Origin of the sequence: Aureibaculum sp. 2308TA14-22 (assembly GCF_040538665.1) — a bacterium.
In the GTDB taxonomy this organism is placed as follows: domain Bacteria; phylum Bacteroidota; class Bacteroidia; order Flavobacteriales; family Flavobacteriaceae; genus Aureibaculum.
This window is the reverse complement of the sequence record NZ_JBEWXT010000001.1, coordinates 1,014,789-1,036,410: the sequence shown is the minus strand read 5'-3', so window position 1 is coordinate 1,036,410 and position 21,622 is coordinate 1,014,789. Positions and strand designations below refer to the sequence as shown.

The window sequence follows — 21,622 nt, the reverse complement described above, 5'->3', positions numbered from 1 at the left end:
TTTTATGTAATCAATTTTTCAAATTCAACTGTAATTGCTTTGCCAACAACCGAAACGACTTTCTGTGATGTTCCGTTACACCAAATTCTTCAATTGCTAATCTGTGTTGCTTTGTAGGATATCCTTTATTCTGTTTCCAATTGTATTGAGGAAAATCGTTGTGGATTTTTTCCATATACTCATCACGGTAGGTTTTAGCCAAAACTGAAGCGGCAGCAATGCTTAGATACTTGCCATCACCTTTTACAATGGTTTCATATGGAATTTCTTTATAGTTTTTGAACCTATTACCATCTACAATTATAAATTCAGGCTCAATTTTAAGCTTTCCAATAGCTTGGTGCATTGCTAAAATAGAACTTTGCAAAATATTGATTTCATCAATTTTATCTTGCCAAACAAAACCAATAGCGAAGGTCAACGCGTTTTTTTCAATAAAAGGTTTTAGCTCGGCTCGTTGTTTTTCTGAGAGCTGTTTTGAATCGTTTAACAACGGATGCTCAAATTTATCAGGTAATATTACGGCAGCAGCAACCACTGGCCCGGACAAGCAGCCTCTACCCGCTTCGTCTGTGCCTGCCTCTAATTTTAATCCTGAAAAGTTGAGTTGTAACATGTTCCTCAAAAATAGTTTAAATGTTAAAATCAACATGAAATTTTGGCAAAATTTTATCAAACAAATATTTTACCTTTGTCGCAATTACTGGTTTATGCAAAAATACCTTTTTTCACTTTTAATTCTTTTCTTTAGCATTGGCATACATTCTCAAAATGTACCTACTAGACCTGCAAGTGTTGAACTTGGGTCAGAATTTTCACAAAGAGATACTATTGACGATAGAATGATTGATGTTCAATTAAGTGGAAAAACACATTATACAGACTATAAAGTAATTTCTTATAAAGGTGATACTACTTATATCGATACTACCTTAGTTATAAATAAGGATTATAAATTTAATTATTTAAGAAAAGATAATTTTGAATTATTACCCTTTCATAATCAAGGGCAAACCTTTAATAGTTTAGGATATAATTTCTCGGAAGTTTCTTTATTTCCTAACATGGGTAACAGGGCAATGCACTTTAATTATTACGAAATAGCAGATATAGATTATTATAAGGTAGCCACTCCTACTTCTGAATTAGCTTACCGTACCGGATTGCAACAAGGTCAGTTTTTGGATGCTTTTTTAACTTTTAACACCTCTGAACGTCAGAACGTTTCCATTGCCTATAAAGGGTTACGCTCTTTGGGCAAATATAGAAGTTCGTTGAGCAGTCATGGCAATATGCGTTTTACCTATAGCTATCAAACCAAAAATGATGCCTACGGCGTAAAAGCTCATATTGCTGCTCAAGACTTGACCAACGACCAAAATGGCGGCTTGCCAGAATTATCTTTGGAGTATTTTGAAACTAAAAATCCTAACTTTAGAGACAGAGGCAGAATAGAAACAAATTTTTCAGATGCATCAAGTGCTTTAAGAGGAAATAGATATTACTTAGAACATGATTATAAAATATGGCAACGTAACGATACTGTTCGGAATAAAAAAAGCTACTTAAAAGTGGGGCATATTTTTAATTATGAACGCAAACATTATTACTATACACAGGAATCTGCTAATGATCTCTTTGGTGATGCATTTGACACAAAAACAAAAGACAAACTAAATTATATAACATTACAAAACGATGCCTTTTTAGCATTAAAGTCTCCATTGGTATTGGGTGAGGTACAGTTTAAAGCTACACACTTTAATTATAATTACAATTATAACAGTGCTGCTGAATTGGGCGGTGTTCTTATTCCTCCCTCAATCAAAGACAATTCGGTTTCAGTAGGTGGTTCGTGGCATACTAATTTTAAAAAATTCAATATTAATGTAGAAACAGCTACTACAGTGGCAGGAAAACTTGTTGGTAACTATTTTAAAGGATCAGCCAGTTTTAAGCAAGATAGCCTATTTACTTTTAAAGGTGCTATTTTAATAAATAGTAAATCTCCAAATTTAAATTTCACTCTAAATCAGAGCAATTATATCAATTACAATTGGTCAAATAGTTTAAAAAACGAACGTACCAGAACTTTGTTATTCGATTTAAAATCGGATAGAATTTTAAATGCTTCGGCACAAATTACACAAATAGACAATTATACTTATTTTAATGATATTACACCGATTGAGTCAACAAACATAAAACCCTTTCAAGCAGATAAAACCATAAACTATCTAAAATTAAAAGTTTCTAGAGAATTGAGATTAGGAAAATTTGCCTTGGACAATACCATTATGTATCAAAAAGTAGCACAAGGCAGTTCTGTATTTAGAGTCCCCGAGTTGGTTACTAGAAATACGCTTTATTTTGCCGATCATTTATTTAAAGGAGACCCGTTATATCTTCAAACTGGTGTAACGTTAAAGTATTTTACAAAATATTATGTAAATAGTTATAACCCCGTACTATCAGAATTCTATTTACAAAACGAACAAGAAATCGGTGGTTATCCTGTGTTGGACTTTTTTATAAATGCTCAAGTACAACGTACCCGTTTATATTTAAAATTTGAACATTTTAATTCTGGTTTTGTTAAAACTGCAAATTATTATTCGGCACCAAATTATCCTTATAGAGATTTTGTAATACGATTTGGTTTGGTTTGGAATTTCTTTATTTAAATGCAACAGTCTATTAATAGTGTTTTTGTAATTTTATAGCATGAAAAAGTATCGTCTATTTCTATTTTTTTCTACTCTTTTTTTGGCGGTAATAGCTATTTTATTTTTTGTTAGATGGAAATCACCCTATGCTCCACTTAAAGGTGAAAGTTTTATTTATTTTAATAACTCTCAAGCAACTGGTGAAGAATTAGCCAAGGCATATTGTCAAATGTGTCATTTATATCCGGAACCCAGTTTGTTGGATAAAAAAACCTGGAATGATAAAGTTTTACCCGATATGGGCAAGCGATTAGGAATTAGACCCAATGGTATTGACCCCTACAAGGGTTTAGATTCAATGATAGCAAAAGAGGCCAAAGAATTTAATATTTATCCCGAGACGCCATTAATAACCGAAACTGATTGGAACAAAATTGTTAACTTTTATATTGAAAATGCACCTAAAGAGTTACCTCCTATAAAAAAAACAGTAGAATCGGTAGATTCTAAATTTACACCAAGCTACATTACTATTGGTGATAAAAAATTACCTTTAGTAACCTTACTAAAATGGAATGAAAATACATCTGAGCTATACATAGGCGATGCCACTGATTTGTACGTTTTAAAAAATAACAAAACGCTAACTGCCAGATACAAATTAAACAGTCCTGCTTCTCATATTGAATTTGACGATGAACTTTCCACATTACTTTTAACCATAGGTTTAGTGATGCCTAACGATAGGTTTTTAGGCAAATTGAATGTTCTTGATCCAGTAAAAAAAGACCATGTAATTAATCTTGAAAAGTTAAAAAGACCTGTGCATGTTGCCGTTTCCGATTTGAATAAGGACGGAAAAAAAGATGCTGTAATCTCCAATTTTGGTCATCGTGACGGTAGCTTGTCTTGGTATGATGGATTTGATAATTCTAAAGAACATGTGTTAAAAAACTTGCCGGGTACGCGAAAAGCTGAAATAAAAGATATGAACGGTGATAATAAACCTGACGTTATTGCAATGATGACCCAAGCTTATGAGCAAATCATTATTTTTTACAATTTGGGAGACGGAAAATTTGAAGAAAAACCCGTTTTATCGTTTAATCCAGCTCACGGGTTAAGTTACTTTGAAACTGTCGATTTTAACAATGATGGCCATCTTGATCTTTTAGTCTCTAATGGTGATAATAGAGATCTATCTGTTATTGATAAACCTTATCATGGCGTTCGAATTTATTTAAATGATGGTTTAAATAATTTTGAAGAAGCTTATTTTTATCCGATGTATGATTGCAACAAAGTCATGGCCAGAGATTTTGATAACGATGGCGATTTAGATATAGTAGCCTCTGCGTTTTGGAGCCAATATACCGAAAATAGAAACTTAAAAGAGAGTTTTGTCTATCTCAACAATACTGGTAACTTAAATTTTATCCCTTCGTACCTGCCTGGTGTTGCCCACGGCAAATGGCTAACTATGGATGTTGGCGATTTTAATAATGATAATTTATTGGATGTAATGCTTGGTGCCGCAATTTTCACAACTAATGAGACGATTCAAGTATTAACCGCCACTGGGATAAGTGATTTTCCACAAGTACTAATTTTAACCCAAACAAAATAGATTGTTGAATATTTAATTTGACTTCGGTTTTTAAATTTTCTTACCAGCCAACATTCTGATTTTTATGTTTAAAGCAGCATAAAGCAACGTTGTAAAAGGGCTTAACCAATTAAAAATCGCGTAGATAAAATAATCTGCAACACTTACTCCTAACACACCAGATTGATAAGCTCCGCAGGTATTCCAGGGTACCAATACCGAAGTAACGGTACCTGAATCCTCTAAAGTTCTACTTAAATTTTCAGGAGCTAATCCCCTGTCTTCATAGGCTTTTTTAAACATCTTACCTGGCACTACTAAGGCTAAGTATTGATCAGAAGCTGTTACATTCAGTGCCAAACAACTTGCTACAGTACTTGCAAATAATCCAAATGTAGTTGTTGCCAAACTTAATAATGCCTGACTAATTCTAGCTAAGGCACCAATAGCGTCCATAATACCTCCAAAAACCATGGCACAAATAATTAACCAAATGGTTCCTAGCATACCGCTCATACCTTTACCCGAGGCAGAAAAAAGCTCTTTTAAAGTTTCATTTTCAGTTGCAATGGTAGTTTTCACTGTAATTGCATCCATAACTCCTCTATATGCTGAAGTAAATGTTAGCTTTTCAACTCCTGCAATCTGGGCAACTATGTGAGGTTGAAAAATCAAAGCAAAAATAGCACCTAAAAGAGTTCCTATTAAAAGGGCTATTAATGGAGGTGTTCTTTTTATAATTAGAAAAATAACTACCAAAGGCACTATAAACAACCATCCATTAATTGTAAATGTACTATCAATATCTGTTAATAGTTCTGAAGTGTCTGTCGCTCCTGTAACATCCTGAGTCAAACCTATTATAATGAATATAATAAAAGTGATAACTATAGTTGGTACCGTTGTTAATGCCATATATTTAATATGATCAAACAATTCTCCTCCTGCCATTGCAGGTGCAAGATTTGTGGTATCACTTAGTGGTGACATTTTATCTCCAAAATAAGCTCCAGATAAGACTGCTCCTGCCGACATTCCCAAGGAAATTCCTAAAGCTTCACCAATACCAATTAATGCAATACCTACGGTAGCGGATGTAGTCCAACTACTACCTGTAGCAATCGAAATTATTGCACATATAATCACACAGGCAGCTAAAAATATAGTAGGATTTAAAATTTGTAATCCATAATAAATCATTGAAGGAATAATACCACTAATCAACCATGTACCAGCCAAAGCTCCCACCATAAGTAAAATTAGCAAAGCACTAGCCGTAGATTTAATATTTTCAGCAACTTCCTCAACCATTAATTTAAATGACACTTTATTAAAAAAGCCAACTATCACAGCAACCGATGCTCCTAATAATAAAACAAATTGATTACTACCGCTCAAAGCATCGTCTCCATAAACATAAACATTAAAAGCCAGCATTATTACTAAAGCTAATACTGGAATTAAAGCTTCCCAGATATTTAGTTCTTTATTATCTATAATCTGTTGATGCGATTCTTTAGAAGTAATATCAATTTTAGAAATATTTTTTTTGTCTTCCATTGGGTTGGTTTTATACTGTAATGATACGAAAAATCTTAAAGACTATAAAAATGCACCAAAGCTCGCAACTATTTAAATTAAAGATGCTCAATATCAGTAAGTTAAATTTTATCATTACCTTTAGTGCAAACTAAACTATACTATTATGAAGAAAATTAGCATTTATTTTATCCTAGGAATTCTAGTTCTTAGTACCCTTGCTTTTGTGAAAACTGAAAGCAAAAAAACGAAAACAATCAACATGAAACCTGATGTTGAAGCTTTATTGGTATCAAAATCATATACCTTACAAATTGCGGAGGCTATGCCAGCAGACAAATACACTTTTAGACCTACAGATTCCGTACGAAGTTTTGGAGAGCAAATGGCACATATATCAACATCAACAAAATTTTTGGTGGACTTGTTCGTAAAAGGGCAACCTATGCCGAGTCAAGAAGATTTTGCAGCTGCAGCAAAAATGGAAAAAGAAATGGGTGCCTCTAAAGAAGCATGTATTAAAGCACTTACTGAAGCTTATGATATGGTTGCTACTACTTATGAAAATATGAGTGACGAGCAGTTAGCGGAAACGTTTGTTGTCCCATTTGACCCAGCACAACCATCCTTTCCTAGAGAAAAAGCGTTCCAGTTTATTAGTGAGCATAACGCACACCATCGCGGACAAGCATTGGTAGCATTGCGTATGCAGGGTATCAAATCACCTGCTTATAAATTGTATTAAAAAAATTAGAAAGAAATATTTCGTCAATCTGAACTTGTTTCAGATTCCATTAAAACTCAACAATAAAGAAGTTGAGAATCTGAAACAAGTTCAGATTGACGTTCTATTATAGAGTTTTTAGCAGTTCATTTTTTACACCCTATAATAATCGCCTTTCCAGTTTTTAACCGACTTTTTTATTGCTTTTTCTGATAACTTTTCATCAACTGCTCTTTTAGCCAGTTCAGGAAATTCTGCATCAGATGCAAAGCGTAGACCTATAATCTGACGCATCGTTAAATTAGTGTCTAACGGCTTTCCAGTAAGTACATAATGTCTAAAATTCTCTTCAACTTTAATTGCCCTATCTTGAGCCCTTAGTGAAAAAACTCTTGCATAAAATGCAGTAAGCATTAAAAGAATAGCTCCAAAAAGAAGTAACGAAGCATTATACAGATTATGCTCATAAGATTTAACCAGATTAACAACGGTACCGATAACCAATATAGCAGAGCCTAAGAGCGTAAAAAAATGATACAATGGAACAAAACGAGGATGATTTTTATAATTTTGAATATTCATAGGGTTTAGGTTTAAATTATTTGAATGGAGCTAACTTAGTCGTTATCTCTAGAATTAATTACATCATTAAACTTTAATAAAAATCTTTTTCTTGTACATAACATAGCCTAAAGTTAAAAAGAACGCTACAACCGTTAATGCATATAACAGGGAGGCTAATTTATCAGTTGGAATCCAACTTGTATAAAATGTTTGGTACAACCAAAAATGAACACTTTGGTTCTCATTTACTTTTATAAGTCCGAAAGTTTTAGCGATAAATCCTGACAAGAAAAATATAGTAATGGCATTCATACCGACATATTTGAAGATAGTTCCTGTCTTAATTTTTTTTACATCGGTAACATAATAAACTAAAGCTAAAATGATTGTAGCCCAGCCACTTGTTACTAAAACAAAGCTACTACTCCAAATGGCTTTGTTTAGCGGAAACCAACTGCTCCAAAAGTAACCTGAAAGCAATAATATTGACCCAATAATCAATAAACTTTTGGTTTTTCTGAGTTCTTTAAATGCTAAAACTTTACCTATCAATATTCCAGAAATACATGTGGCAATTGCAGGCAAGGTACTCAGTAAACCTTCGGGGTCATAATCGTCTTTCCACATGTGATTACCTAAAACATTTAAATCAATATAATTAGCCCAATTATTAGGTGCTCTGTCTAAAGTTGGAGTAGATCCATCTGGTAACGGAATAAAACCTAAAAACAACCAATAGCCTACCAAAATTGTTATCCCTATACCTAGTAATTGTTTCCAATTAAAATTAAGAAATAAGACTGCCGATATAAAAAACACAACTCCAATTCGTTGTAATACTCCCGGGAAACGTAGGGCTTCAAAATCCTTAAAGAAAGGCCAATACGGTAAAAACCATCCCAAAAATAGTCCTAAGCCTATTAATTTTAAACTGCGAATAGTAACCTTTTTATAGGTTGACCCTACATTTGCTTTGTTTTTATAGGCGTATGAAATTGAAATGCCTACGATAAATAAAAAGAAAGGAAAAATTAAATCTGTTGGTGTTAATCCGTGCCATTCGGCATGCAATAATGGAGCATAAACGCTTCCCCAACTACCTGGATTATTAACCAAAATCATTGCGACAATGGTTAAACCCCTAAGAATATCGACAGATTCAACCCTGTTTTTCATTACCAAAAAACTTAAAAGATTACTTTTTCTTTAATCCTAGCTTATGACCCCAAATAGCATAGTACAATATAATTGCATAACAAGGTAACAAAATCCAATAGCTACCATTGGCAGCTGTTGCGGCTGCTTCAGCTTCAGCAACACCATTAGCAATCAATTCGTGTTTACCTGTATCAACCATTCTACCATATAATGGTGGAATAATTGCACCTCCTGAGATAGCCATTATTAGTAAAGCCGATGCTGTTTTTGTAAACTTACCCAAACCTTTTAACGTTAAAGGCCAAACTGCAGGCCATACCAAAGCGTTAGCAAAACCAAGAGCAGCAATAAAAACAACAGAAGTAAAACCTTCAGTTGATAATATACATATGGAAAAAATAATTCCTAATACTGCACTAATTCGCAATGCTAAACTTTGACTCATGTATTTTGGTATTAAAAATACACCTAATGCATAGGCAGCTACCATGGCCATTAGTGTATAAGATGTGAAAAACTTAGCCTCTTCACCAGGAAAACCTAAGGATATTCCATAGGCAATAATGGTATCTCCAGCAATTACTTCTGCTCCAACATAAACAAACAACGTCAATACGCCTAGCCATAAATGCGGAAACTGTAGAATACTGGTTTTAGCCGTTTCACCCTCTTTTAATTCTTCTTCAGCCTCCTCCTCAACATGTGGTAAAGGAGCTTTTAAAATTAAAATCCCTAAAACAAATAATACAACTGCCATGGCAATATAAGGCGTTACCACACTATCAGCCATAGTTTGTAATAATTGTGACTTTTCTTCATCAGAAACCACTTTTACCTTTTCTTTTACCTCGTCAATACCTGACAATAATAATGCTCCAAAAATTAAAGAACCAAGTGCTCCTGCCACCTTATTGGCAATACCCATAATAGCAATTCGTTTAGCTCCACTTTCTATAGGTCCTAAAATAGTAATGTAAGGGTTTGCTGCCGTTTGTAACAACGTCATCCCTGTACCTTGAATAAAAATACCTGTTAAAAATACCCAATATGTCCTGGCCTCTGCCGCGGGGATGAACACCAATGCTCCTAAAGCCATGATAATTAAACCAATGGACATTCCTTTTCTATATCCAACTTTTCTCAACACATAAGATGCTGGTAATGCCATGACTACAAAAGAAATATATGATGCCGATGCTACCCAATAAGATTGTGCTTCAGTTAATTCATTTATGGTTTTCATAAACGGAATTAAGGCTCCGTTAATCCAAGTTACAAAACCGAAAATGAAGAATAATCCGGCTATAATTGAAATGGCTACTACATTATTATTGCTTTTGGTTGACATAAGTTAATGTTTTAATTTTTTTTAAAATGGACGGTAATGTACTAAATATATTTTTTACATTCTATAATTTTCTGCAATTAACAATTGAATAACGCTGAATGAAAGATTATAAGCTATTAAATTATTATTTGATTAAATGGTTAGAAAAATCTGTAACCTGCTCACAACAAATCTGCTCCATAACTTGTTGCAATTCCGTTTTTAATAATGAAATTGTGTGGTCGCCACCGTTTTTCCCCAATGCAGAAACACCATACATAAAAGAACGACCCATAAAAGTGAACTTTGCTCCACTCGCCATCGTTCTGGCAATATCTGGCCCTGAACGGAGACCACTATCCATCATTACGGTAATCTTATCTCCATATTTTTGTACAATTCTAGTCAACGGTTTTATAGTTGATTCTCCTGCATCTAACTGTCTTCCTCCATGGTTAGAAACTATAATTCCGTCTAATCCTAATCGTATTGCTTTTTCTGCATCCGCTTCATTGGCTACACCTTTTAAGACCAACTTTCCTTTCCACATATCACGGATGGGTTTTATTTTTTCTTCGTTTAATCTTCCTGAAAAAGTCTCATCCATGAATTTTCCCAATTGTGCCAAATCCAAACCTTTAGGCATATAGGGTTTTAAAACTTCAAAATTTGGTTGCCCATGTCGTAAAGTTTCTAGTGCCCATTTAGGCTTACCCAACACTTGCAGTATATTTTTAATCGACATTTTAGGTGGCATTGCTAGTCCGTTTCTAATATCTCTAGGCCTAAATCCAAATGTTGGCACATCACACAGAATAACCAATACGGGACATCCTGCTACCTCAGCACGTTTTATAATATCATCTCTTAATCTGTTTTTGGTGGGATGATACAATTGAAACCAAGCATTGCCTTCAGTAATTTCAGCAATCCGCTCTATACTTGATGTAGTTACCGTACTCAACACAAAAGGAATATTATGTTCAAAAGCTGCTTTTGCTAAAATTTCAGGGGAATTGGGCCACATTAAACCTTGCAGTCCAACAGGAGCAATGCCAAAAGGAGCATCATAAACATGACCAAACAATTCGGTTTGCATACTAGACCCTTTGTGCTTGCTTAAATAATATGGCAACAATTCTACTTGACGAATTTCATCTGTATTTTTATGTAGATTAACATCTTCATTGCAACCACCATCTAAATATTCAAAAGCAAATTTTGGAATACGTTTTTTTGATTTTGCTCGCAAATCATCTATGGAGGGATAATTGGAATCAAATTTTATTTCTTTTTTATTCTTGCTCATATTTTAATAGAATTATTCTACCGAATAAACGCTAAAATTTTTAACTTTAGGTTTTTTATCAGAAGCTAATACTTTCAGCCGAATTCGACTTACCTTTATATTATCAAATTTTTCAATTCTTTTATGACCAACACTTTCTCCTTTAGAGATTACAATCCACTTACCATTTACTTTAACTTCAAGTTCATATTTTCTAATGCGTTCACCAAATTGAATATCCTCTTGAATTATAACATGATTAATCGTTGTAGGTGCTCCAAGTTTTAATTCAATGGTATTGCCTTCGCCAGAAGTTGTTGCAATAGGTTCTAAAAAACGTCTATTAATTTCATCTCCCCACTCTTTTAAACGTTGTACATCAGATTCAGGTAATAAACCATCAGGATTTGGCGTAAGTCCCATAATTAATGTAGAGTTTCGCCCAACGGATTTGTAGTACATTTCCATCAAGTTTTCTAGTGGAAAAATATGAGCCTCATCTCCAGGTTCCCAAAACCATTCGTGGCGTCCGTTATAACCCCTTAACGGAGCATCGGCCATGGTAGGCACCCAATATTGACCATTTTTATCACCATGTTTTAATAATTTAAAATTATCCTTTGCAATATTTCTTCTTGCACTTTCACCAGCTCCTGTTGCTCGATAAGGAAACGTGGACCAATTGGGGTAACCCACAGTACCAGATTCCGAACCTCCCCAACGGGCTTCAGCTAATTGCCCATTATGATAAAAAAGGCAATTAGGTTGATACTTCCTAACAATTGGTAATACGTCTGGTGCTCCATTTTTAGGATGATCAGCTCCACCATCAAACCAAATCTCAAATAACTCGCCATAATTAGTACATATTTCCTTGACCATACCCTCTACCATTTTATTGTACCATTTTTGACGTTGCTCTCTAAACTCTCCTTCTCCATTAACTTTAAAATCATGCACACCCATAAAAGAATTCCATCTGATTCCCAAATAAATACCTGGTTTAATACCGTACTTTCTGCAACTTGCTACAAAGTCGGCAACAACATCACCTTTACCATCACGCCATTTTAAAGCTTTAACACTATACGGATTAACATCAGATTGAAACAATGCAAATCCTGTTTCATGTGTTGCTGTTATGATAGCAAAATTAGCACCCGCATCTTTAGCTGCTTTTACCCATTGATCTGTATCTAATTTTGTGGGATTAAATATCTGGTAATCATCAACTGGATCAATACGATTATTACCTTGTCCGTATTTTTTACCATCAAAAACATGCAAATCGTAATGAAAAACCACGCCTAATTCAGCTTCTTGCCACGCCAATTGCCGTTTGTTAGGTTTAGGATCTTCTTTTTTTTCTATTGGAATAAAAACCGAATACGATTCGTCTCCTTTTTTTACCGCGACCATGAGTAGAATGGGTTCCCCATTTTCATGATAAACAAATGGACGTTCCATTCTATCAGGCTCAATTATAGACCCATCTTTTTTTTCAATTTCTTTCAATTTAAGAACATATTCAGTGGCTTTTTCCCAATCAAATCCATTTTTGGAAGTTACTAAACCAATAAAATTATGAGCATGAAAAACACCATAAAAACGGTCTCTATTTTTATCGTACCAAATAGACATATCTTCAGTATCTAAATAGTCAATTACAGGCTTGTCTTGAATTATAAAACCGCTAGCGGGGTTATCAGACATAGCCACCGCTTGGTTTCTGATAAATCGAGTTTCGTTAGGTTTATCCCCTTTTACAATTAAATAATACTTACCATCTTTACCTCTGTCAATTGCAGGATTTACTGTAAGTGTTGTAATTGGACCGCTCGGTTCAATTAAAGGTTTATCTTGTCTCGTCCATGAACCATTTAAAGAATTTGAAACAACAACTCCCGTACGCTGATTGGGTCTTAAAACTTTCCAATTAGCGTGACTATACCCTGTTTTGGCAGTCTCAATCAAGTCTTGTTCCGTGTAGGTTTTTCCTCCAAGATGTGTACTTATATAATACAGGTAATATTTCCCTTCAAAATATTTTATTTTTGGATTATGAGCCGTAATGGCATCCCAAAACTCTTCACCTCTTCCTTTTAAAACTGTTTCTTTATATCTCCAAGGTCCTGTAGGTTTTTTTGCAGTAGCATGAGCTATTTCTGAATGGGTTAACCAACCCAAAAATCCATACTCTTTTTTCCAGCGTGAATAAAAAAGATGGTATTTTCCTATTTTATCTTTTATAATTGAACCGCCCCAATTGTAGTAATTTGGAGTATTAAAAATGTTTTCTTCCTTTACCGGTTGAAAACGATCGTATAGATATAAATCATCTCTTTTTTGTGCTGCAACAGCCAAAAGAAAAAAGCAACAAAAAAAGAATAAGTAGTTTTTCATTTCTATTTTATTACAAACCAAGTGTATCCATTTGCTGGAATCTTAACTTTTAGTTCTACTTCAAAATTTCTGTTTAACTCAAACTTTCTTTCTTTTTTTCCTCTATCTGAGATTAGAGCAATATCAGTTAATCCTGTGTAATATAATGGGACTTTGATTTCCTCCTCAATAGTATTTTTAGTTGGATTGAACAACATCAAAAATCCTTTTTCTTTAGTATCAGGATTTGCATGTAAAAACCCGTCCCAAGACCTACCATCTGGTCTTCTAATATGGATAATATCCGAATTAAGAATTTCCCTATACTTTTTATAATGATCTATCTGTTCAATTACCAATTCTTTGGTCTTTTGTGTATCATACAATCGTGGTCCGCGATAACAAGCTTGTACGCCCGATCCGTAATTCTGTGCCATATGTGCTTCATAAGCATCCAAATGTTTGTTCAAAGGTTCTAAAGTAGCTTCAGCACCTCCCCCGTGATATTCCGTCAAGGGCACGAATGTCCATGCCATGGATGGTGTCTTTTCCCAAGTACCATCGTAAATATTTTGACGACCTAACATAATTTGCTGTTCTCTTGGCAAAGACCAGTTCACTTCTCTATAACCAATACCACATTTGTTAGAACCCTTTAAATAATAAAAGTCTGGTGCATTTAAGTAAATCCTTTTGTCCTTTAACCAGTGATAAAAATCAGTTGTCATTTTCCATTGCACCCATTGCGAATCCTCATGACCTTTATGGTATTTATGAGTTGTAGATGCACAAAAATCACCAGGGTATGGACCATCATGCTCTAATAAGTCGAAACCTGTTTTGTCAAAAAAGTATTTTAATTTTTCCAAATAACTATGTCCCCATTCACTTGCCAAACACGGTGCATTTCCAAATTTTGCCCCACCTGGTTTACCAGTATTTTTGTCAATCACATCTACATCATCACTAATTTTTCTACTTGAAAAAAGCGAGTACCCTCCCAATTCAATACCTTGACTATGTGCATAATCCGCTAAATTTTTAAATTTTTGAATGTTCACCGCGGTGGTATCTTCCATATTCAAACCACTTCCAAAACTTAAGATTACCATTTCATATCCCGTTTCTTTGCATTGGTCTATGGCTGAAATTACTTCTGTAGAATCCGTACTAGTCAAGTGCATAAAAATTGGGTTTTCAGTTGACCATGGAGCTAACAAACGATACATTTTACGTTTGCTTAATGAGTTTCTTTCCCTATCTGTTCCATCTAACATTAATTCATAGGTATGAAAACTTTCAAAACTTTCCTTGGGTTGTAATACTTGAGCTGGCCCTACTTTCAACTTACTTTCCAGCAAACAAGGCGTTTCCATTTTCCAATTTACTTGTGAAGTATATTCAGGATCTTTTTCATAAAAAATGGTATGATTTGCCGATCCCGCTGAAAATCCACCAAAAGCATAATCACTTTCTACATGCATATTGGGTCGCAACCACTGTTCAGGCTTATCTACAGGATTCTCTGGTTCAGGAAAAGCCAAAATTTCATTTTTAAATCCATCGATTTTTATAGCCTTGTCACTATTATTTTCAATAGTTATCCATTTCGAAATTAAGGGTACTCCATTATAAATTTCATAATGGACAAAAACCTTGATTTTTTTTAGTTCGGGTGATTTATGCCTAAACTCCATTACAATTTCTCTACCAGTAGCATAGCCTTTTGTTGCTAAATTAAATTCTTTGTTCTTGCTCCATTTTATTTTTCTGTCAATAGGACTATCCGTATAATCTTTAAATTGAAAAGCACTTTCATCCGTTTCTAAGTCATCTAGCCATTCATTTTTTAAGTAGCCGTGTTCTTTAAGTCCTGTTAATCCTCCCACCGAATACGTTTGTCCATCAATAGTAACTTCGGCTTCTGGTTTAATACTTCGTAACATGGTTTCACCTGTATCTTCATTTTTAAATTCAACAGTAGCAGCATTGGGGCTCATTCTTATTTTTCTAGTTACCAAACCATTGGTTAACACAATGTCCTTTCCTTTATTAAAAACTTGAGCCTCATAAACGGTATTGTCAATTAGCCAGTCATTGGCTTTTTCTGTTATAAGAGTAAAACTCAGTAATAAAATGGTACATAAAAAGATCGATAATTTTAAAATAGACTTCATAATTTATAGTGTTTGATTTGGATACGAAATGTGTTTTCCTGTTTCCTTATCCGTAGGAATTTGAGCATTTACTTCTTTCAGATAATCAGTCAAAACATCAGCCAATTCTTTGGTCTTTTCAGGATCTTTATCCACCAAATTATTCAACTCACCTATATCTTCAGTAATATTGTAAAGTTCAATTTTCTGATTTCTATAAAAATAAATCAATTTCCAATCGCCTAACCGAACCGTACTGCTTGCTCCTATTCCAGGTCCAGATGGCCCCCATTCGTTCGGATAGTGCCAAAATAAGGGTCTGTTCTCATTTTCCAGAGGTTTATTCTCCAGAATCGGCACAAAACTAACTCCATCAATGGTTTGAATAGTCTTAGGGTTAGAAATACCTGCCATTTCTATTATGGTTGTATAAAAATCTTCTATAATTACTTTTTTATCTGTAACAGAATTAGGAGCTACTTTTCCTGGCCATTTTACTAGCATTGGCTCTCTTATACCACCTTCATGGGCAGAGCCTTTTCCACTACTTAATGGTTTGTTATGGGTATTGGGTTTCCCTCCTCTAGCGTGAACACTAAGTCCACCATTATCTGACATAAATAAGATTATCGTATTTTTGTCTAGCTTATTTTCTTCCAAATAATCCATAATATCACCCAGACTTTTATCCATCCCCTCAATCATAGAGGCATATTTGGCTTCCTTTGGGTCAAGGTTAACATCCAAGTATTTTTGTACAAATCTATCATCACCATAAAGTGGTGTATGTACAGCATAATGTGACATATATAAAAAGAAAGGTTTCTTTTTCTCTTGAGCTTTATCAATAGCCAATTTTGCTTCTAACGTAATTGCTTCTGTCAAAAATATATCTTTGCCATGATACTTTTCTAGTCCTGGAACTGCCCAAACAGCTTTTCCCTTTTTGCCATTCCCAAAATTTTCCATTCCTAGATAGCTTTCAGGTGCACCAGCGGCATGACCTGCTATATTTACATCAAAACCTAAATTTAGAGGGTTTTCTCCTAGAGTGCCAATAGCTCCTAGATGAGCTTTCCCTGAATGAATTGTAAAATAACCTGCATCCTTTAATAGCTGTGGTAAAGATGTTGCATGGATAGCGTTTTCATCTCCTGCCACAGGACTCAAACCATTAACGTTCCATTTTGGAAATGATAACGTTTTATGATTGGTTTCCATAGGTTGCAGTGCATCTTTCCTCAATGTCCAATTGGTTACTTGATGTCTGGCGGCATTCATTCCTGTCATTAAACTTATACGTGTTGGTGAACAGACTGCTGTAGCGTAAGCTTGGGTAAATTTCATACCCTCACTTGCCAAACGTTCCATATTTGGAGTTTGATAGAGATCGTTAAAGGGTGTGCGTTTATCCCAAAACGGAACAGAAGTATCTTGCCAGCCCATATCATCAACTAAAAAAAGTACAATATTGGGTTGGGTTGTTTCATTGGTTTCCTCCTCTTGCTTGTCTTTTGATTTACAATTGACAATCAACAACAGACTAAAAATCAAGCAAATTGTATTCGTTCTTTTCATTGTTTTACTACTTCTTTAACGGGTTTTCCTCTCCAAAAATCTGGTGCCTTTAATCCTAATAAATAGGCAATAGTCGGAGCGGTATCATAGGTTACAATACTCGTTTCCAATTTTCCTTTGTTTAAAATATTTTTACCATATATAATCCATGGTATTTCAACTTCTAGTAAGGTTTTACCACCATGTCCTTTGCCCACTCCGCCATGGTCGGAACTAAAAATAATCACGGTATTATCCATCATATTATTATCTTTTAAGGTATTGATAATACCGCCTATCTGACTGTCAATTTTCTCCACAGCAGTATAATATTCAGGAGTATCGTGGCCTATTTCATGGCCTTCATTATCAGGATGTGTTAAGTGAATAAAAGTTAAGACAGGTTTTTCTTTTAAAAAGAAATCCAAGGCTTTTTCTATAGTTTTTTTATCTGAAGTACCATTATAATTCAAGTCAACAATACTTTTTTCAAACAAATATCCAATGCCACCCCAAGTATAAGAAACACCCATTTTTGAATTTGGTAGTTGCTTGTCAATCAAACTAAATATTGTAGGGTACATACTGTCTTTTTCTATAATTCGCGATGGCAATTCGGGAGTTTTACTACCCCATTCAGTATAACCGTGTAACTCAGGACCCGAGCCCATAATCATCGATGCCCAATTGACCGCACTGGAAGATGGTAAAACTGACCTTGCTTTTAGTGAGTATGAACCTTTATTCATCATCATCCTTAAATTAGGTACTTTCGCTTTATCAAAGGCATAAGCCCCAAAACCATCAGAACCAATGAGAATAACGTGTTTAACAATGACTTGTGAAGTATTGGCTTCAACCTTTTTAGATTTGCAGGCAGTCAAAAATACCAGCAATATCAACGCTAAATATAAATAGGATTTTCTCATTTTTTAGTTCTTAATTACTTTCGATTACTGCACCATCTTCACGATAAAGATTAACTTTACCATCCAATAAAACGGCTAAAACGGTCATGTTTTTATCTAAGACATACTCGGGAACATCAATATAGGTTATGCCTGGATAATGGCTCCAATACACTTTACTAATCACTTTGTGGGATAACTTTGTGCCTTCTCCCACCACCCAAATGCGATTTATTTTATTTTTTAAGCCGCGTATAACCACATCACCTTTTGGGTCTCCTTTTACAAATAAATACAGCATCGTTTTGTCTTTTGATAAGGTAGTTGGCCCATAAAAATGTTCTTTGGGAATACCAGCTACCGTACCATAAATAGCTTCTTTGTGCTTATTTGTCCATCTGCCTAAACCTTCTAAAACTTCCACTTGTTCTTTTGGGATTGTACCGTCGCCTTTAGGTCCAATATCTAATAACAAATTACCTCCATTTCCAATAACGTCAGCAAAAATTCCTATAATCTGATCAGTTGTTTTATAATTATGGTCGTTCTTTTGATACCCCCAAGAATCGTTCATTGTCATACATAGTTCCCAATAGTTGTTTTTTGGTCTGGTAATGGGCATGCCTTGTTCCGGTGTGGCATAATCTCCTTGATTATTAAGCCGTGAATTTAAAATAGTATTCGGGTTTCTCTCCAACAGCATTTTCCTCACTTTTGGTGCTTGCCACTCATCAGAATTGTGTTCCCAATCTCCATCGAACCAATATAAATCTGGATTGTAATTATCAGAAAGTTCCTTTAATTGACCCTGATAATAATTTAGAAACTTTTCCCATCTTTTAGGTTCATCTTTAATTTTATAACGGATAGAATCTCGCGTAAAATGAGTGTAATCGTTGTAAGACCAATCGGGAAGTGAATAATAAATTCCTACTTTTAACTTGTTTTTTCTAAGAGCATTAACAAAAGGAGTCAATACATCTTTTTTAGATGCTGCTCCCTTTACAGCGTTAAAATTTCCATGTTTCGAATTCCATAAAGCAAATCCGTCATGGTGTTTTGAAGTAATTACAGAATATTTTGCCCCGCTATTTTTTATTAATGCTGTCCATGCTTTAGGGTCATAATTTTTAGCGGTGAACCCTTTTGTTTGTTTTAGGTAGTCTTTATGTGAAATATATCCGTTAAAAAAAGACCATGATTCATCAATACCATTTACACCGTATAAACCCCAATGGATAAAAATACCCAATTTGGCATCTTTAAACCATTGCATTTTTTCATCATTAACTTTTACAGAATCAACGTTTTGAGACCATGAAAACGCAAATGACAATAAGAAAATAAATAGAATTATTTTTTTAAATATTAGACCAGTTCTTTTATATTTCTTCAAGATTTTCATTTACTATTGTTTTTTTATTTTTTGTCAATTTTATTTCAACTTCTCTATTCTTATACTTAATTCTTACTGTTTTATCAGCTACCGATGCCAGTGTCAATTGTTCTAATTTGCCTTTATCCCAAGCTATATCAACTTCAATATTTCCTCTAGCCTTTAGTCCCTTTATTTTACCAGTTTGCCAATTGTTGGGCAATGCAGGTAAAATCCTTAAAAAACCTTCGTGCGATTGCAACAACAATTCAGCAACCGCAGCCGTATAACCAAAATTACCATCAATTTGAAATGGTGGATGCTCATCAAACAGATTATTAGCAACAGAAATCTGCATAAATTTAGTAATATTTTCTTCAGCAGATTTTGCATCCAATAATCTTGCATTCAGGTTTATCATCCAAGCCCTACTCCAACCTGTACCGGCACCACCGTGTTGCAAACGGTAATCAATTGTTTTTTGAGCAGCGTCAAATTCATCTTTTTTACTTTCAGTAATATCATCTCCGGGATGTAAGGCATATAGGTGTGACATATGCCTATGTCCTTTCTCTGGCTCTTCATAAGGTTCGTTCCATTCTAATATCCGCCCATCTTTGCCTACAACAACGCCAGGATGGAGTTTGTCTCTTTTGGTTTTTACCTCATTCACAAACGCATCGTTTATGCCTAAAATTTTGGCCGATTCAATCGTATTATCGAAAACTTCACTAATAATTTGATGCCCCATAGCACTTCCAAAGGAAACTGCAGCAGGCTTACCATCATTTGCCAAATAAGAATTTTCAGGAGAAGTTTCGGGGCTAGAAACCCAAGTTTCACTCTTTTCATCCCAAACTAACCAATCTAAATAAAATTCAGATAAACTTTTTAATATTGGATACGTTCTATTTTTTAAAAATTCTTTGTCCTCAGTAAATTGGTAACGTTCCCAATAATGCTGTGCTGACCAACCGCCTCCATGAATCCAAGATCCCCAATAGGCTTGCTCAGCCCGCATCCAAGGTGTTGCCCATAAATCAGTAGTGTGATGCACCACAGAACCTCTTTCAATACCATACTGATTTTTTGCAGTAACTTTTCCACGTTCAACCACTCTATCCATAAAATTAAAAAAAGGTGCATGCAACTCACTTAAATTCGTCACCTCAGCCGGCCAATAATTCATTTGCAAATTGATATTTAAATGATAGTCTGCATTCCAAGGGGCTTCTATATGCTCGTTCCACAACCCTTGTAAATTAGCAGGGTTAGTACCTTCACGAGAAGAAGCAATCAACAGGTAACGTCCATATTGAAATAATTTAGCTGCTAAATCAGGATCATCGTTCCCGTCCTTTATACGTTGCAAACGCACATCAGTTGGCAAACTGTCTAACGCACTATCTCCTAATTTTAAATCAACACGATTATATAATTCTTGATGATCCTTTTTGTGTGTTTCAAACAAATCATTGAATGATTTTTGAGCAACCTTAGCTAACGTTTTTGTGTTTTTATCCTCAAAATTGTCATGATAAAATGACGTATTGGCTACCAAGTAAATCGTAGCTTCTTTAACATCATTTAATTTCAACATTCCATTTTCAGCACTTACCTCTCCTGAATTATTTATAACCTTTAGACGTGTTTCAAATTTTACTCCGTAGTCTATTGGAAAAGGTTCTGAAAACTTTTTACCACCATATTGGGTTACCATACCTTTCATGCTGATTTCATTTTCGGAAGGATTGTTTACGATTACTGTTTCATGACCTTTATCTTGAGGGCGATTCATTTTTAATGAAAAATCTATCCCATCAGGATTCGTAGTTTTTAACTGAATAACCAACACCTCATCTGGGTTGGAAGCAAATACTTTTTGACTAAATTGATGACCATCTATACTGTACGTGGTTTTTGCCAAGGCATTGTCAAAATTTAGTGATCGCCTATAATTAGTAACTTCATTTTCATTCATAAAATTGATATACAAGTCGCCCATGGTTTGATGTGACCTCACAATAGATTTATAAGAGAATTTATCAACAATTAATTTATCAACTTCATGGGCTTTGCCGTCTTTTAAAAGCTGTCGAATTTCTTCTAAATCATTTTTATTGCCTTTAGAATTCCCCCAATCTGGCCCACCAGCCCAAAGGGAATCTTCGTTTAACTGAATACGTTCGTGATTTGGATTTCCAAATACCATCGCTCCTAAACGACCATTACCAACAGGCAAAGCTTCCATCCATTGTGCAGTAGGTTTAGTATACCATATTTCTGAAGTTGGCTGCTCAATTTGCTTCTTTTCGCAAGAGGTTATAAAGGTTACGATCAGTATAAAAAAAAGCGACTTTGTTAACTGCATA

15 protein-coding genes are annotated in these 21,622 nt (G+C 34.6%); 3 read left to right on the top strand and 12 right to left on the bottom strand.

Going from position 1 to position 21,622, the window contains the following annotated elements; genetic code table 11:
• Positions 1-10: 10 nt before the first annotated feature.
• The gene (locus U5A88_RS04595; RefSeq protein WP_354204183.1) at positions 11-616 is read right to left on the bottom strand and encodes a ribonuclease HII; all 606 of its coding nucleotides are present in this window, start codon (positions 614-616) and stop codon (positions 11-13) included.
• Between the two features lie 94 nt (positions 617-710).
• Here U5A88_RS04595 and U5A88_RS04590 point away from each other — a divergent pair, with 94 nt between their 5' ends.
• Both U5A88_RS04590 and U5A88_RS04585 read left to right on the top strand, forming a co-directional pair.
• Entirely contained in the window at positions 711-2,684 is a 1,974-nt protein-coding gene (locus U5A88_RS04590; RefSeq protein WP_354204181.1) for a putative porin, read from the top strand.
• Positions 2,685-2,724: 40 nt separating this feature from the next.
• Positions 2,725-4,293, top strand: coding sequence for an FG-GAP repeat domain-containing protein (locus U5A88_RS04585; protein WP_354204179.1), 1,569 nt, complete (start codon positions 2,725-2,727; stop codon positions 4,291-4,293).
• Positions 4,294-4,323: 30 nt separating this feature from the next.
• On the opposite strand, the gene nhaC is transcribed toward U5A88_RS04585, so the two are convergent.
• The gene (gene nhaC / locus U5A88_RS04580) at positions 4,324-5,832 is read right to left on the bottom strand and encodes a Na+/H+ antiporter NhaC (RefSeq protein ID WP_354204178.1); all 1,509 of its coding nucleotides are present in this window, start codon (positions 5,830-5,832) and stop codon (positions 4,324-4,326) included.
• Between the two features lie 145 nt (positions 5,833-5,977).
• Here nhaC and U5A88_RS04575 point away from each other — a divergent pair, with 145 nt between their 5' ends.
• Positions 5,978-6,556 carry a DinB family protein gene (locus U5A88_RS04575; RefSeq protein WP_354204176.1) on the top strand — a complete coding sequence of 193 codons (579 nt, stop codon included), beginning with the start codon at positions 5,978-5,980 and terminating at the stop codon, positions 6,554-6,556.
• A 132-nt stretch (positions 6,557-6,688) separates the two neighbouring features.
• On the opposite strand, the gene U5A88_RS04570 is transcribed toward U5A88_RS04575, so the two are convergent.
• The 10 genes from U5A88_RS04570 to U5A88_RS04525 form a co-directional block, all read right to left on the bottom strand.
• A complete protein-coding gene (locus U5A88_RS04570) occupies positions 6,689-7,117 on the bottom strand; it encodes a DUF6526 family protein (RefSeq protein ID WP_354204175.1) in 429 nt (142 codons plus the stop codon).
• 66 nt (positions 7,118-7,183) lie between these two features.
• Positions 7,184-8,275: an acyltransferase family protein gene (locus U5A88_RS04565; RefSeq protein ID WP_354204173.1), complete on the bottom strand. Its 1,092-nt coding sequence runs from the start codon at positions 8,273-8,275 to the stop codon at positions 7,184-7,186.
• Positions 8,276-8,294: 19 nt separating this feature from the next.
• Complete coding sequence (locus U5A88_RS04560) at positions 8,295-9,605, bottom strand: sugar MFS transporter (protein ID WP_354204171.1); 1,311 nt, start codon at positions 9,603-9,605, stop codon at positions 8,295-8,297.
• 124 nt (positions 9,606-9,729) lie between these two features.
• The gene (locus U5A88_RS04555) at positions 9,730-10,893 is read right to left on the bottom strand and encodes an alpha-hydroxy acid oxidase (RefSeq protein ID WP_354204169.1); all 1,164 of its coding nucleotides are present in this window, start codon (positions 10,891-10,893) and stop codon (positions 9,730-9,732) included.
• Between the two features lie 12 nt (positions 10,894-10,905).
• Complete coding sequence (locus U5A88_RS04550) at positions 10,906-13,275, bottom strand: alpha-L-fucosidase (RefSeq protein WP_354204167.1); 2,370 nt, start codon at positions 13,273-13,275, stop codon at positions 10,906-10,908.
• 2 nt (positions 13,276-13,277) lie between these two features.
• On the bottom strand, positions 13,278-15,431 hold the full coding sequence (locus U5A88_RS04545; protein ID WP_354204166.1) for an alpha-galactosidase: 2,154 nt from the start codon (positions 15,429-15,431) through the stop codon (positions 13,278-13,280).
• A 3-nt stretch (positions 15,432-15,434) separates the two neighbouring features.
• The gene (locus U5A88_RS04540; protein ID WP_354204164.1) at positions 15,435-16,988 is read right to left on the bottom strand and encodes a sulfatase; all 1,554 of its coding nucleotides are present in this window, start codon (positions 16,986-16,988) and stop codon (positions 15,435-15,437) included.
• Positions 16,985-17,896 carry an alkaline phosphatase gene (locus tag U5A88_RS04535; protein ID WP_354204162.1) on the bottom strand — a complete coding sequence of 304 codons (912 nt, stop codon included), beginning with the start codon at positions 17,894-17,896 and terminating at the stop codon, positions 16,985-16,987. The genes U5A88_RS04540 and U5A88_RS04535 overlap by 4 nt, the downstream gene beginning before the upstream one ends.
• A gap of 10 nt (positions 17,897-17,906) precedes the next feature.
• The gene (locus U5A88_RS04530) at positions 17,907-19,280 is read right to left on the bottom strand and encodes an alpha-L-fucosidase (protein ID WP_354204161.1); all 1,374 of its coding nucleotides are present in this window, start codon (positions 19,278-19,280) and stop codon (positions 17,907-17,909) included.
• Positions 19,258-21,621 (bottom strand): glycoside hydrolase family 95 protein, encoded by a 2,364-nt coding sequence (locus U5A88_RS04525; protein ID WP_354204159.1) that lies wholly within the window; start codon positions 21,619-21,621, stop codon positions 19,258-19,260. Before U5A88_RS04525 ends, U5A88_RS04530 begins: the two co-directional genes overlap by 23 nt.
• Between the last annotated feature and the right edge of the window lies 1 nt (position 21,622).